General features: G+C 63.3%; 13 protein-coding genes and 1 tRNA gene. 11 read left to right on the top strand and 3 right to left on the bottom strand.

Annotation, left to right across the window (positions count from 1 at the left end; all coding sequences use genetic code 11):
- Positions 1 to 354: 354 nt before the first annotated feature.
- Positions 355 to 444: transfer RNA gene (locus tag J1C56_RS19435), tRNA-Ser, on the bottom strand.
- Positions 445 to 906: 462 nt separating this feature from the next.
- On the opposite strand from J1C56_RS19435, the gene rplU reads away from it, so the two are divergent.
- From rplU to J1C56_RS19420, 3 genes are all read left to right on the top strand, one after another.
- The gene (gene rplU, locus J1C56_RS19430) at positions 907 to 1,338 is read left to right on the top strand and encodes a 50S ribosomal protein L21 (RefSeq protein WP_214391689.1); all 432 of its coding nucleotides are present in this window, start codon (positions 907 to 909) and stop codon (positions 1,336 to 1,338) included.
- 25 nt (positions 1,339 to 1,363) lie between these two features.
- Complete coding sequence (gene rpmA, locus J1C56_RS19425) at positions 1,364 to 1,633, top strand: 50S ribosomal protein L27 (RefSeq protein ID WP_055974797.1); 270 nt, start codon at positions 1,364 to 1,366, stop codon at positions 1,631 to 1,633.
- Positions 1,634 to 1,756: 123 nt separating this feature from the next.
- On the top strand, positions 1,757 to 2,344 hold the full coding sequence (locus tag J1C56_RS19420; RefSeq protein ID WP_214391688.1) for a GNAT family N-acetyltransferase: 588 nt from the start codon (positions 1,757 to 1,759) through the stop codon (positions 2,342 to 2,344).
- 9 nt (positions 2,345 to 2,353) lie between these two features.
- Here J1C56_RS19420 and J1C56_RS19415 read toward each other — a convergent pair whose 3' ends face one another.
- Entirely contained in the window at positions 2,354 to 3,247 is an 894-nt protein-coding gene (locus tag J1C56_RS19415) for an endonuclease/exonuclease/phosphatase family protein (RefSeq protein WP_246591594.1), read from the bottom strand.
- Positions 3,248 to 3,328: 81 nt separating this feature from the next.
- Here J1C56_RS19415 and obgE point away from each other — a divergent pair, with 81 nt between their 5' ends.
- The 4 genes from obgE to J1C56_RS19395 all read left to right on the top strand — a co-directional run bounded on the left by obgE (position 3,329) and on the right by J1C56_RS19395 (position 7,564).
- On the top strand, positions 3,329 to 4,366 hold the full coding sequence (obgE, locus tag J1C56_RS19410) for a GTPase ObgE (RefSeq protein WP_214391687.1): 1,038 nt from the start codon (positions 3,329 to 3,331) through the stop codon (positions 4,364 to 4,366).
- A gap of 16 nt (positions 4,367 to 4,382) precedes the next feature.
- Positions 4,383 to 5,525 (top strand): glutamate 5-kinase, encoded by a 1,143-nt coding sequence (gene proB / locus J1C56_RS19405; protein WP_214391844.1) that lies wholly within the window; start codon positions 4,383 to 4,385, stop codon positions 5,523 to 5,525.
- Between the two features lie 3 nt (positions 5,526 to 5,528).
- On the top strand, positions 5,529 to 6,815 hold the full coding sequence (locus J1C56_RS19400; RefSeq protein WP_214391686.1) for a glutamate-5-semialdehyde dehydrogenase: 1,287 nt from the start codon (positions 5,529 to 5,531) through the stop codon (positions 6,813 to 6,815).
- Between the two features lie 146 nt (positions 6,816 to 6,961).
- A complete protein-coding gene (locus J1C56_RS19395; RefSeq protein WP_214391685.1) occupies positions 6,962 to 7,564 on the top strand; it encodes a nicotinate-nucleotide adenylyltransferase in 603 nt (200 codons plus the stop codon).
- On the opposite strand, the gene J1C56_RS19390 is transcribed toward J1C56_RS19395, so the two are convergent.
- A complete protein-coding gene (locus J1C56_RS19390; protein ID WP_214391684.1) occupies positions 7,554 to 8,384 on the bottom strand; it encodes an AraC family transcriptional regulator in 831 nt (276 codons plus the stop codon). The genes J1C56_RS19395 and J1C56_RS19390 overlap by 11 nt on opposite strands.
- A 195-nt stretch (positions 8,385 to 8,579) precedes the next feature.
- Here J1C56_RS19390 and J1C56_RS19385 point away from each other — a divergent pair, with 195 nt between their 5' ends.
- The 4 genes from J1C56_RS19385 (at position 8,580) to J1C56_RS19370 (ending at position 12,314) form a co-directional block, all read left to right on the top strand.
- Positions 8,580 to 9,827, top strand: coding sequence for an MFS transporter (locus J1C56_RS19385; RefSeq protein WP_214391683.1), 1,248 nt, complete (start codon positions 8,580 to 8,582; stop codon positions 9,825 to 9,827).
- A 167-nt stretch (positions 9,828 to 9,994) separates the two neighbouring features.
- Positions 9,995 to 10,372 carry a ribosome silencing factor gene (gene rsfS / locus J1C56_RS19380; RefSeq protein WP_214391682.1) on the top strand — a complete coding sequence of 126 codons (378 nt, stop codon included), beginning with the start codon at positions 9,995 to 9,997 and terminating at the stop codon, positions 10,370 to 10,372.
- A gap of 17 nt (positions 10,373 to 10,389) precedes the next feature.
- Positions 10,390 to 10,872 (top strand): 23S rRNA (pseudouridine(1915)-N(3))-methyltransferase RlmH, encoded by a 483-nt coding sequence (gene rlmH / locus J1C56_RS19375; RefSeq protein ID WP_214391681.1) that lies wholly within the window; start codon positions 10,390 to 10,392, stop codon positions 10,870 to 10,872.
- Positions 10,873 to 10,994: 122 nt separating this feature from the next.
- On the top strand, positions 10,995 to 12,314 hold the full coding sequence (locus tag J1C56_RS19370) for a murein hydrolase activator EnvC family protein (RefSeq protein ID WP_214391680.1): 1,320 nt from the start codon (positions 10,995 to 10,997) through the stop codon (positions 12,312 to 12,314).

Genomic DNA, 12,314 nt, shown 5'->3' with positions numbered 1-12,314 from the left:
CACCAATGTGTTTGACAGGGCTTTCAGGCTTGGGGGAGCGAAATGGATTCGGCGGAGCGCTGCGGATCGTCGAGCAGGAACTTCAGGCCGCGATAGGTGGCGCGCATGAAGCGCTGGGCTAGCAGGCCTAAGCCACGCGCGTCAGACCCGGCAAGACCATGGGGTGCCCTTGGATGGGAAGGTACCGGTGAGATTAGGGAACTCTGTTCGCCTGACCTGAGCGTGCCAAGACGTTCCCCGCTTCCGAATAGACGCCATAGCCAGCCTGCCGTGTGCCAGAATTGTGCCAAGGTGCTTTTGGGATGTTTGCAGCGAAATACGCTTGCGGAATAAGTCAATCAAATCAATGGCTTATGGCGGAGAGGGAGGGATTCGAACCCCCGATGGGCTTGCACCCATGCCGCATTTCGAGTGCGGTGCATTCGACCACTCTGCCACCTCTCCGCGGTCGTGATCGGCCGTTGCCGGCGCGGCGCACTAGATAACGGCTCATGGCCTGTCGCACAAGGCCAAATGTGACCGTGATCATGTATCTTTTCCGCCGGTCCGGAAATAGCCGCGGGACGCTGCGTCAGTTCGGTCGAAAATCCGGTTCCAGCGGCTGCTTCACGGACGTTTTGTCCGGCGCAACACTGCCGCCGCGGTTGTCCGTTTTCGCAAAGGCCTGTATCCAGGCTTGGACTTCATGAGGCTTGCGAAAGAAGGGAGCACTTGGCCTGGCCGTAAAACGGCAGTGATGCCAAGGTGTTCGCCTTGACTTCAAGGCAACCTTCGGTTACGGGACGCCCTGCAATCAGCGTGGAGGGTTCTCTGCGCCGTTTGCTATGAACCCGTATCGACTGACAAAAAGACGGCCGAACCACTCAGGTGGTTCAAAAAGGCCGACCGAACAGCGAAAGGCATAAAATGTTCGCAGTCATCAAAACGGGCGGTAAGCAGTATCGCGTTGCCGCCAATGATGTGATCAAGATCGAAAAGCTCGTCGGCGCCGCTGGCGACACCGTTGAATTTGTTGAAGTGCTCGCCGTTGGCGAAGGCGACAACGCCGAGATCGGCGCGCCCTTCGTGGCCGGTGCAGTGGTGACGGCGGAAGTCGTCGAGCACGGCCGCAACAAGACCGTCATCGCCTTCAAGAAGCGTCGTCGCCAGAATTCGCGTCGTGCGCGCGGTCACCGCCAGCATCACACCACTGTCCGGATCTCCGAGATCCTGACCGGCGGTGCGAAGCCTTCGAAGAAGGCGGCAGTGCAGGCCGAAGCCGCAGCTGACGTAGCTGCAGAAAAGCCCGCGAAGAAGGCAGCGCCGAAAAAGGCTGCAGCCGTCGCGGAATCAGAGTAATCAGAGCGACTGAAGGAGAACATCCATGGCACATAAGAAAGCTGGCGGTTCGTCGCGCAACGGTCGCGATTCAGAGTCGAAGCGCCTTGGCGTCAAGAAGTTCGGTAGCGAATCGGTGATTCCGGGCAACATTATCGTTCGTCAACGCGGCACCACCTGGCATCCCGGCGTCAACGTCGGCATGGGCAAGGATCATACGCTTTTTGCGCTCGAAGCAGGCGCCGTGACCTTCAATAAAAAAGCCAATGGCCGAACCTACGTATCGGTTAACCCGATTCTCAAGGCCGCGGAGTAGCCGGTTCCGCACTACAACACCGGCGCCCCATCTCGGGAACCGGTGTCTGGCCAAGCCAGGAAAAGGATCAGGGGAGATGGGTTTCCATCTCCCCTTTTTCATTTTTCCTGGAGGATTTTTGACATGGTTGCCGAAAAGGACGACGTCGAAGACGAAAGATTGTCGATCGACTGCCCTATATTGCTGACCGAGCGGCTGGTCCTGCGCCCGCCACATGAAGACGACATTGCCGAGCTGGTGCAGCTGGCCGACAACCGCCACATCGCCGAAATGCTGTCGCGCATGCCGCACCCCTACGGCGAGGCCGAAGCGCGGGCCTTCCTGTCGATGGCGCGTGCCCGGCGCGGCGGGGTGGTCTATGCCATCACCATCGCCGACACCGGCGCCTTCGTCGGTTCGGCCGGGCTCAACGTCACCGATCGCGGGCTCGAGCTCGGCTACTGGATCGGCGAACCCTACTGGAAGTCGGGCTACGCCACTGAGGCTGCGCATGCGCTGGTCGATCTCGCCTTCCGTGCGACCGATGTCGCCGTGCTCAACGTCTCGTGCCGGGTCATCAACCCGGCGTCGCGGCGGGTGATCCACAAGTGTGGCTTCCAGTATGCCGGCCAGGGCATGCTGAACTCGATGGTCGCCGGCCAGGTTCCGGTCGAGCGCTACAGGCTCGACCGCAAGACCTGGGCGAGCCTCAGGTCTTGGGCGCGGTTCTAAGCCAGCTGCTTAGTTCAGCTCGACCCACACAGGTTGGTGGTCGGAGCCTGCCGCATCGCTGTCGATGCGGACGGATTTGACCCTGGCGGCAAGGTTGGCCTGGACGAAGACGTAGTCGATGAGGCGGGTCTTTTCCGGATGGGTCGTGTCGGTCCAGGAGACCGATCCATCCGGGACACCACCCGCCAGCGCGTAGGCATCGACAGGGTGATGGGTGACGATCTGCGGACCTTCCACCGGGTCGGGCACGCCGGTCATGACAAGGTGCTCGGGCGAGCCGGATACCATGTTGAAGTCGCCCATGAGCAAGAATTCCTCGGGGCAGGGGAGCTCGGGGAAACCGTATTCGGCGGCGCCGGTGAGGACGCCGCCTTCCGCGGCAAAGGCGTAGACCCGTTCCTTGAGGTGGCGGATCTGGGCGATGCGCTCCTCCTGACTGATGTGGTCGGTATGTACGGAATAGACACGCAGCGGGCCCGACGGCGCCATGACCAGCGCTTCCAGTGCCGAGCGTTGCAGGTTGCCGCGGCTGAGGCGTCTTGTGCGCGGCAGGAGCAGGTTGCGCGACGCGACGATCGGCCAGCGCGACATGACCATGTTGCCGAACTGCAGCCGCTTGTTGGCCGGCTTGCCATTCTCGAGCAGACCGAAGTCGATATCCATGGCGACGCCAAAGATGTGGAAGTAGTCGGGCAGCAATTCGGCAAGCCCGGCGACCATGTCGGCGCCATTGTTGCGCATGAAATTGCGGGTCACCTCCTGCAGGGCGATGATGTCGGCGCCAGTGACGGCGGCCGCAATTCGCTCGAGGTCGTAGCGGCCGTCCCGGCCGATGCCATACTGGGTGTTGTAGGTGACCAGCTTCACTGTCGAAATCTCCCCGTCATTCCAGGCGGTTTCCAATCCGCTCTCGCCCTTAGCCACGCCTTGCGTTATGGCAGGTTCGCTGAAACAACCAAATAGCAACAAGAAACGAACAGTCCGATGAAATTTCTCGACCAGGCCAAGGTATACATTCGCTCCGGCAACGGCGGTGCCGGCGCGGTGTCGTTCCGGCGCGAAAAATTCATCGAGTTCGGTGGACCCGACGGTGGCGACGGCGGCCGTGGCGGCGACGTCTGGCTGGAGGTCGTCGATGGCCTCAACACGCTGATCGACTATCGCTACCAGCAGCATTTCAAGGCGCAGACCGGCATTCACGGCATGGGCCGCAACATGACCGGCGCCAAGGGCGCGGACATCATCCTGAAAGTGCCTGTCGGCACGCAGGTCTACGAAGAAGACAACGAGACGCTGATCTGCGACCTGACCCAGGTCGGCCAGCGCTATCTGCTCGCCAAGGGCGGCAATGGCGGCTTCGGCAACCAGCATTTCAAGACATCGACCAACCAGGCGCCACGGCGCGCCAACCCCGGCCTCGATGGCCAGGAGATGTGGGTGTGGCTCAGGCTCAAGCTGATTGCAGACGCCGGTCTCGTTGGCCTGCCCAACGCCGGCAAGTCGACCTTCCTTGCCTCGGTCACGGCGGCCAAGCCCAAGATCGCCGATTATCCCTTCACCACGTTGCATCCGGGCCTCGGCGTTGCCCGCATCGACGCCCGCGAATTCGTCATCGCCGACATCCCCGGCTTGATCGAAGGCGCGCATGAGGGTGTTGGCATCGGCGACCGATTCCTTGGCCATGTCGAGCGCACGCGCGTGCTATTGCATCTCGTTTCGGCGCAGGAAGAGAACCCGGGCAAGGCCTACAAGGTCGTGCGTGGCGAGCTTGAAGCCTATGGCCATGGGCTGACCGACAAGATGGAGATCGTAGCACTTTCCCAGGTCGACACGCTCGATCCGGACGAGCGCAAGAAGAAGATCGCGTCGCTGAAGCGCGCGGCGGGACGCGCGCCGATCCTGCTGTCGGCCGTCACTCGCGAGGGCGTCGAAGAGACGCTGCGCGCGCTGATGAGCGTCGTCGAAGAGGCCCGCAATGCAAGCGGCGACGTGGCACCCTCCGACGCGCGCTGGACGAAGTAGGCAAACTGCGATGACGATCCCTTCGCTGAAGACCTACAAGCGCATCACCGTCAAGATCGGCTCGGCCTTGCTGGTCGACCGAACCAGCGGGCTGAAGCGCGAATGGCTTGCCTCGATGGCCGACGACATCGCGACGCTGGCCGAAGGCGGCGCCGACGTGCTGGTCGTGTCGTCGGGTGCGATCGCGCTCGGCCGCACCATCCTTGGCCTCGGCAAGCGTGCGCTGAAGCTCGAGGAGAGCCAGGCTGCGGCCGCCGTTGGCCAGATCGCCCTGTCGGGCGCCTGGGCGGAGGAACTCGGACGCAAGGGGCTGAAGTCGGGGCAGATCCTGGTCACGCTCGGCGACACCGAGGAGCGCCGGCGCTATCTCAATGCGCGCGCCACCATCTCGACGCTGCTCAAGATGAACGCGGTGCCTGTCATCAACGAAAATGACACGGTGGCGACGAGCGAAATCCGCTACGGCGACAATGATCGCCTCGCGGCGCGCGTGGCGACGATGATGGGCTCGGACCTTTTGGTGCTACTGTCCGACATCGACGGGCTTTACACCGCCCCGCCGGCGATTGACCCGAATGCCAAATTCATCCCGGTCGTCGACCGCATTACATCAGATATCGAAGCGATGGCCGGGGGAGCTGCCTCCGAACTGTCGCGCGGCGGCATGCGGACGAAGATCGACGCCGGCAAGATCGCAACCGCGGCAGGCACGGCGATGATCATCACCGCCGGAACCAGGCTGTCGCCGTTGATGGCGATCGAACGCGGCGAACGCGCCACCTTGTTTCGGCCGAGCGGCAACCCGGTGAAGGGCTACAAGACCTGGATCGCCGGCCAGCTCGAACCGGCCGGACGATTGACCGTCGACACGGGCGCCGTCGGTGCGTTGCTGCAGGGAAAATCGCTGCTGCCAGCGGGCGTGAAGCTGGTCAGCGGCAATTTTTCGCGTGGCGATACGGTGGCGATCCTGTCGCCCGAGGGCCGCGAGATCGCGCGCGGGCTGGTTGCCTATGACGCTGCGGATGCCGTAAGGATCGCTGGGCTAAAGACGGCTGAGATCGAAACCGTTCTCGGCTACGAGGCACGTTCGGCGATGATCCATCGCGACGACCTCGTGGTCAGCCACACGGACAAGGTTGCGGTGCAAGCGGAAGGGTAGGACATGCTGAAGGCGCATGAAAAGTCCCATGAGGATACGGCGCAGCTGATGGCCGAAATCGGCCGCAAGGCTCGTGCCGCCGCCCGCCCACTCGCCGTCGCCAGCGCCGAGCGCAAGCATGCCGCGCTGATCGGCATGGCCGAGGCCATCCTGCGCCGCCAGGACGAGATCCTCGACGCCAACGCCATCGACGTGAAGAACGGCGAGGAAGCGGGGCTAAGCGGCTCGTTCATGGATCGCCTCAAGTTGAAGGCGGGTCGCATCCGCGACATGGCCGACGGCATCAGGGCGATTGCCGAGCTGCGCGATCCGGTCGGTGAAGTGATTGCCGCATGGGACCGTCCCAACGGCCTGCATATCGAACGCGTGCGCACGCCGCTCGGCGTCATCGGCGTGATCTATGAGAGCCGGCCCAATGTGACGGCCGATGCCGGTGCTTTGTGCCTCAAGGCCGGCAACCCGGTGATCCTGCGCGGCGGCTCGGATTCGCTCAACTCATCGCTGGCGATCCATGCCTGCCTGGTCGAGGGGCTGAAGTCGGCCAACTTGCCGGAAGACGCGATCCAGCTCGTGCCGGTGGCCGACCGTGCAGCAGTGGGCGAAATGCTCAAGGGCCTGTCGGGCAATCTCGACGTGATCATCCCGCGCGGCGGCCGCAGTCTGGTCGAGCGCGTGCAGAACGATGCGCGGGTGCCTGTTTTCGCCCATCTCGAGGGCATCTGCCATCTCTACATCGACAAGTCGGCTGAGCTCGCCATGGCGGTAGGCATAGCCGTCAACGCCAAGATGCGCCGCACCGGCATTTGCGGTGCTGCCGAGACCCTGCTTGTCGACCGCGCGGTGGCTTCCACCCATCTGGTGCCGGTGCTCGAAGCGCTGCGCAAGGCCGGCTGCGAAATCCATGCCGACGAAGACGTGCTTGCCGCCTTCTCTGACGCCAAGCCCGCGACCGATGCGGACTGGGTGACCGAGTATCTCGACGCCATCATCTCGGTTAAGCTCGTCGATGGTGTTTCAGGCGCCATCGAACATATCGAGACGTTCTCTTCGCACCACACCGAGGCGATCGTCGCCGAGGATGCAAAGGCCGTCGAGCGCTTCTTCAACGAGATCGACTCGGCGATCCTTTTGCACAACGCCTCGACGCAGTTTGCCGATGGCGGCGAGTTCGGCATGGGCGCCGAGATCGGGATCGCCACAGGCAAGATGCATGCGCGGGGGCCGGTCGGTGTCGAACAGCTGACATCGTTCAAGTACCGCGTGCGCGGCAACGGCCAGCTCCGGCCGTGATGGGGATTGCCCTCCCTTTGTGGGGAGGGTGGCGAGCAAGGCGAGCCGGGGGTAACAAACTGACGTCAGAGGCACCCCCACCCCGCTCCGCTGCGCGGATCGACCCTCCCCACAAGGGGGAGGGTGTTGCTTCGCAATATCTCCGCATGCCGCATGCCATGAAGGGCATGCAGGTTGGACTGTTTGGCGGGTCGTTCAACCCGCCGCATGCCGGCCATGGCCTTGTCGCCGAGATCGCCATGCGCCGCCTGCAACTCGACCAGCTGTGGTGGATGGTGACCCCGGGCAACCCCCTGAAAAGCACGCGCGAGCTGGCGCCGCTGGCAAAGCGCATCGAGCTGTCGGAGGCGATCGCCGAAAACCCGCGCATCAAGGTCACTGCCTTCGAGGCGGCGCATCATGTGCGCTACACCGCCGACACGTTGGCGCTGATCAAGGCGCGCAATCCGGGCGTCGATTTCGTCTGGATCATGGGGGCGGACAACCTGCGCGATTTCCACCGCTGGCAGCGCTGGCGCCAGATCGTGATGACCTTCCCGATCGCCGTCATCGACCGGCCTGGGGCGACGCTGTCGTTCCTGTCTTCGGTGGTCGCCAAGACCTTCGATTATGCCCGCGTCGACGAAGGTGACGCCCCGCTGCTGGCGCGGATGAAGGCCCCCGCCTGGACCTTCATCCATGGTCCGCGTTCGCTGCTGTCGTCGACAGCGCTGAGGAACGGGACCGCCAAGGAAAAGCCTAGCTCTTGATCGGGATCCAGAGTTCGTAGCCGCCATTGCCGGTCGCCGGGTCGAAGGTCTCGGGGTAGAGTTCGAAGTTGGGGCCGTCGGCGGCTTCATGGCCCGATGTCGGCAGCCACTTGCTCCATACCGTATGGGTGATGCGGCGGATCATCGAGATGTGGTCGGTGGTGGCAAACACCGCATAGCGCTGCGGGGCGATGCGCAGGCGGCTGTACTCGGATGTCAGGTCCGAGAAGTCCTTGACCTCGACGCCGGCGATGTACTCGAAGCTGTCGTCGTCAAAGTTGTGGCAGACGCCGTAGCCGACATAGTTCTTCTGGCCGGGCACGCTGCCGAAATGCGGGCCGAAGCGCTGCCACAGCGACGGGATCGCCAGGCTGGTTTCGCTGGTGTAGCGCTGGCCGAAGCCGGCGATGAGCAAGGGGCCGCCGTCGACAAAGCGTGACGGGGCGAGGTTTTCGACAAAGGTTTCATCCATCTTGAGAAGCTCCAGGCGTTGGGGCTGGGATACGGAGCCGTTCGCGCGCACCTCCTCGGGCGTCTGCCCGAAGCGGTCGCGGAAGGCCCGGGTGAACGCCTCATGCGAGCCATAACCGGCGTCGAGCGCGACCGCCAAAATGTCGGGCGCACCCTTGGCCAGAGCATGCGCCGCGTCGGTCAGGCGGCGAGCCCTGATGTAGCCCGTGACCGAATGGCCGGTGGCGGCTGCGAAGGCCCGGGACATATGGAAGCGCGAGACACCGCCAGCCGTGGCGATATCGTCGAGGCCGATGTCCTTGAAGTAGTGGCTTTCGATGTACCAGATGGCTTTCTGAACGGGTGTCATGGGTCTTTCCGGCATGAGAACGGCCCCGATATGCCTCTAGCCGGGGCGGTCCATTTGATCGCGCTTGCTGCACAGCGCCTTTTTGCAGCGATGTCGATGTCAAAACGACGCCTGCCCGACTTTTTTTGGCTTGGTCGGCATGGTCCATGTCGCAATTGCGGCTGCGCGCAAGCCCTGGACGAGCGACGTTGCTGCATGGATCAGCGGGACGACACGAGTACGGCCGAGGAGGGCGAACACACGCCGGCGATTGCCGTTGCCGGCGTGATCCTGGCGATGGCGCTGCTCGCCGTCGGCAATGGCCTGATGTTCGGCTACATTCCGGTCAGCCTGGGCGCTGCGGGCTATGCGCCGACCTGGGCCGGCTCGATCCTGACCGGACTTTCGGCAGGCGGCCTGGCCGGCTGCATGCTCACCGGCACGTTGGTGCGCCGCGTCGGCCATGCACGCGCCTATATGGTGTTCTCCGCGCTGATCGTACTCTCAAACGTCGCCGTGGCGGCCGGGCCGTTCCCGCTCATCTGGATTGCCGCCCGGGTGCTCTACGGCTTTGCTATCTGCGGGCTGTTCATCGTGGCCCAGAGCTGGCTCAACGATGCTGTCGGTAACGACATACGCGGCCGGGTCATGGCGACCTTCTATGTCGCCTATGTCGTCGGCCTCGGCGTCGGCTCGTTCCTGCTGCGCTTCATCGACATCGCAACGCCGCAGGCGCCGCTGCTTTGTGTTGCCTTCGCGGCCATTTCGATCCTGCCCGTGGGGCTGACCCGCCTGCGCCAGCCACCGCCGCCGCTGGCGGCCTCGGTCGCACTGGGGCGCGCGTGGCGCATCTCCCCCGTCGGCGTTGCCGGCATGTTGGCCGTCGGCGGGCTGTCGATGATGATCGCCGGCTTTGCTCCAATCCACGCGACGGCGAGCGGCTTCAGCCAGCAGGAGGTGGCCACATTGTTGTTTGCCATGCCGCTCGGCACGCTGCTGTTCCAGATTCCGTTCGGCTGGATTTCCGACCGCACCGACCGGCGCTATGTGTTGGTGGCGGCGGGGCTTCTGGTGGTGATCGCCGGTCTGGCCGCAAACCGTTTCGACGGCAGTGCCTTGCCGGTCATGGTCGCAATCTATGTGGTGTGGAGCGGAGCGAGCGAATCGATCTATTCGCTGTCGAGCGCGCATGCCAGCGACCGCGCCCACAAGGACGATCTCGTGGCGCTGTCGAGCAGCATGCTGTTTGCCTGGTCGCTGTCGGGTTTCATCGTGCCTGGCCTCGGTACCTTGCTGACCGCGTTCTACGGCACCCAGGCTTTCATGTATGTCGCGATTGCCGTAGCCGCCCTGTTCACAGTATTCGTGCTCTGGCGGCTGCGCATCAACCAGGCGGTGCCGGCGGGCGAGGCGGGCAGCTTTTCGCCCATGTCGGCGCAGTTGCCGCCATCGGCCGAGCCTTGAGCAGGGCAGGTATGGAAGCGGCCGGGCGATCAACTTGTTGTCGCTGTCTTGAAACTGTAGCCCAACTCTGCCTATCTGAATGGTGTCGCCCGAGTTCAGGGTGATTTGGTTGTTCCTGTCGGAAAGGAAAGACACTGAGAACAGCACTTCGGAAGAAGGCGGAAATTATGCCTTCGCCGGCCGGGATAGGCGAATTCGACGCCGTTGCCCGCGCCATCAAAACAGTCCTTGTCAGTCTGGAAGACTCCAAGGCCGAAGATATTGTCTCCATCGACATCCAGGGGAAATCGAGCCTAGGCGACTATATGGTCATCGCCTCGGGCCGGTCGCACCGTCATGTCGCGGCGGTTGCCGGTCATCTCCTCACAGCGCTGAAAGATGCCGGTCTCGGCACTGCCCGCGTCGAGGGGCTGTCGGGCGCCGACTGGGTGCTCATCGATTCAGGCGACATCATCGTCCATATCTTCCGGCCCGAGATCCGCGAGTTCTACAATCTCGAAAAGATGTGGCAGGCGCCGGATCTAGAGGAAGAAACGGTTCATTGAACCGTTAGACGCCAGGGATGAAGGTAGCGATACATGCCGTGGGCCGGATGAAAGCCGGCCCTGAGAAGGAACTCGCCGACCGCTATCTCGACCGGTTCTCGAAAAGCGGTGGTCCGCTCGGCTTCGACTTTTCCGGCGTTACCGAGATCGCCGAAAGCCGCGCCCGCGATGTTGACGAGCGGCGGCGCGAGGAAGCCGACAGGCTGCGTGCCCAGATGGTCTCTGGAACAGCGCTGATCCTGCTCGACGAGCGCGGCAAGAACTTCTCCTCACAACAATTCGCCGACAAGATTGCCGCGTTGCGCGATGGCGGCCAGCGCGGACTGATGATCGCGATTGGTGGGCCCGACGGCCATGACAAGGCGTTGCGCAACGAAGCCAACATGCTGATTTCCTTCGGCGCCGCGACATGGCCGCACCAGATGGTCCGCATCATGCTCGGCGAGCAACTCTATCGCGCCGCAACCATTCTTTCAGGGCATCCCTATCACCGCGCGTGAAATGCCCGGAATTCGACAAAATGGCTGGTCAAGGCTCCCGAGCGGCTATGCCGGCCAAACATGGTTGATGGTTCGTTAACGATGCCGCCGCTAGAGTCGCAAGCTTACAACCGGATCATCGCATGGCGCGGAGTACCCCAGTGAAGGCGTGGCTTCAACCATGCCGCGGCATCGTCGCGGCATGCTGGATTGCGCTTGCCTGTGGGGTTGCGTCGGCCCAGGTGGGGCCGCCCTTGCCGGATCCGGAACGAACCCGGTCCGAACTCGAGAATCTGTCGCGCGTCATCGAGGTTTCAGCCGAGCGGCGCGAAAAGCTGGCGGCCGAGATCGCCCAGGTGAAGAAAGATCATGCTTCGATCACGGCGGCGCTGATCCAGTCGGCCAAGACAGAACGCAAGCTTGCCCAGGATATCGAAGACATCGCCGGCAAGCTCGAGGGGCTGAAGGAGCAGGAGGCGGGCATCCGTACCTCGCTCAACATGCGCCGTGGCGTGCTCGCCGAGGTTCTGGGTGCGCTGCAGCGGATGGGCCTCAATCCGCCGCCGGCCATCCTGGTCAAGCCGGAGGACGCGCTGTCGTCGATCCGCAGCGCCATCCTTCTCGGCGCCGTGGTGCCCGAGTTGCGCTCGGAAACCGAGATATTGATGGCCGACCTCAAGGAGTTGTCGCGGGTGGTCGCCTCCATCGAGGCGGAGCGCGACCGCCTGACAACCGCTATGACGGCGCAGGCAGGCGAAAAGGCGCGGCTTGACCTGCTGCTCGAAGCCAAGGGCCGGCTGCGCTCGGAATCCGAGATCGCGCTTGCCGACGAAACAAAAAAATCGGCCGAACTTGCGGCGCGGGCCGAAAGTCTCAAAGATTTGATCGCCTCGCTCGACAAGCAGGCGGCGAAGAAGACGGCCGACGCGGAAGCTGCAAGGAAGCAGGCGGAGGAGGCTGCAAAGGCAGCAAACGAACCCGTCGTTCCTGTGGTGCCCGATGCCAACCAACTTGTTGCTTCCGCACCGTTTTCCTTGCTCCAGGGGCAGGTGGCGCTACCTGTTTCCGGGCGGGTAAAACGCCGCTTCGGTGCCGACGACGGCATAGGCGGAACCATGCTTGGGGACATGGTTGCGACACAATCGGGCGCCATCGTCACCGCTCCGGCGGATGGAAGCGTTCTTTATGCGGGGCCGTTCCGCTCCTATGGTCAACTCTTGATCCTCAACGCCGGCGATGGCTATCATGTCGTCTTGGCGGGGATGAGCAGAATCAGCGTCGCGCCGGGTCAGTCCGTACTAGCAGGCGAGCCGATCGGTGCGATGGGAGAGGCGAGGGTGGCGAGCACCTCAGCCTCGGACAATGCGAATGCGACGCCGGAACTCTATGTCGAGTTCCGCAAGGATGGAAAACCCGTCGATCCGACCCCGTGGTGGGCGGACCGTACCTCTGGAAGGACATGA

Origin of the sequence: Aminobacter anthyllidis (genome assembly GCF_018555685.1) — a bacterium.
Classification (GTDB): Bacteria; Pseudomonadota; Alphaproteobacteria; order Rhizobiales; family Rhizobiaceae; genus Aminobacter; species Aminobacter anthyllidis.
The sequence above is the reverse complement of the archived record's forward strand: the minus strand, read 5'-3'. Positions and strand labels throughout refer to the sequence as shown.

Excerpts from the sequence above, each read along its gene's own strand:
- rsfS (WP_214391682.1), top strand. The coding sequence starts at position 9,995 with ATGCCTTCGCCGGCCGGGATAGGCGAATTCGACGCCGTTGCCCGCGCC.
- J1C56_RS19420 (WP_214391688.1), top strand. The coding sequence starts at position 1,757 with ATGGTTGCCGAAAAGGACGACGTCGAAGACGAAAGATTGTCGATCGAC.
- J1C56_RS19385 (WP_214391683.1), top strand. The coding sequence starts at position 8,580 with ATGGATCAGCGGGACGACACGAGTACGGCCGAGGAGGGCGAACACACG.
- rlmH (WP_214391681.1), top strand. The coding sequence starts at position 10,390 with ATGAAGGTAGCGATACATGCCGTGGGCCGGATGAAAGCCGGCCCTGAG.
- J1C56_RS19400 (WP_214391686.1), top strand. The coding sequence starts at position 5,529 with ATGCTGAAGGCGCATGAAAAGTCCCATGAGGATACGGCGCAGCTGATG.
- rpmA (WP_055974797.1), top strand. The coding sequence starts at position 1,364 with ATGGCACATAAGAAAGCTGGCGGTTCGTCGCGCAACGGTCGCGATTCA.
- J1C56_RS19370 (WP_214391680.1), top strand. The coding sequence starts at position 10,995 with ATGGCGCGGAGTACCCCAGTGAAGGCGTGGCTTCAACCATGCCGCGGC.
- rplU (WP_214391689.1), top strand. The coding sequence starts at position 907 with ATGTTCGCAGTCATCAAAACGGGCGGTAAGCAGTATCGCGTTGCCGCC.
- J1C56_RS19395 (WP_214391685.1), top strand. The coding sequence starts at position 6,962 with ATGCCGCATGCCATGAAGGGCATGCAGGTTGGACTGTTTGGCGGGTCG.
- J1C56_RS19390 (WP_214391684.1), bottom strand. The coding sequence starts at position 8,384 with ATGACACCCGTTCAGAAAGCCATCTGGTACATCGAAAGCCACTACTTC.
- obgE (WP_214391687.1), top strand. The coding sequence starts at position 3,329 with ATGAAATTTCTCGACCAGGCCAAGGTATACATTCGCTCCGGCAACGGC.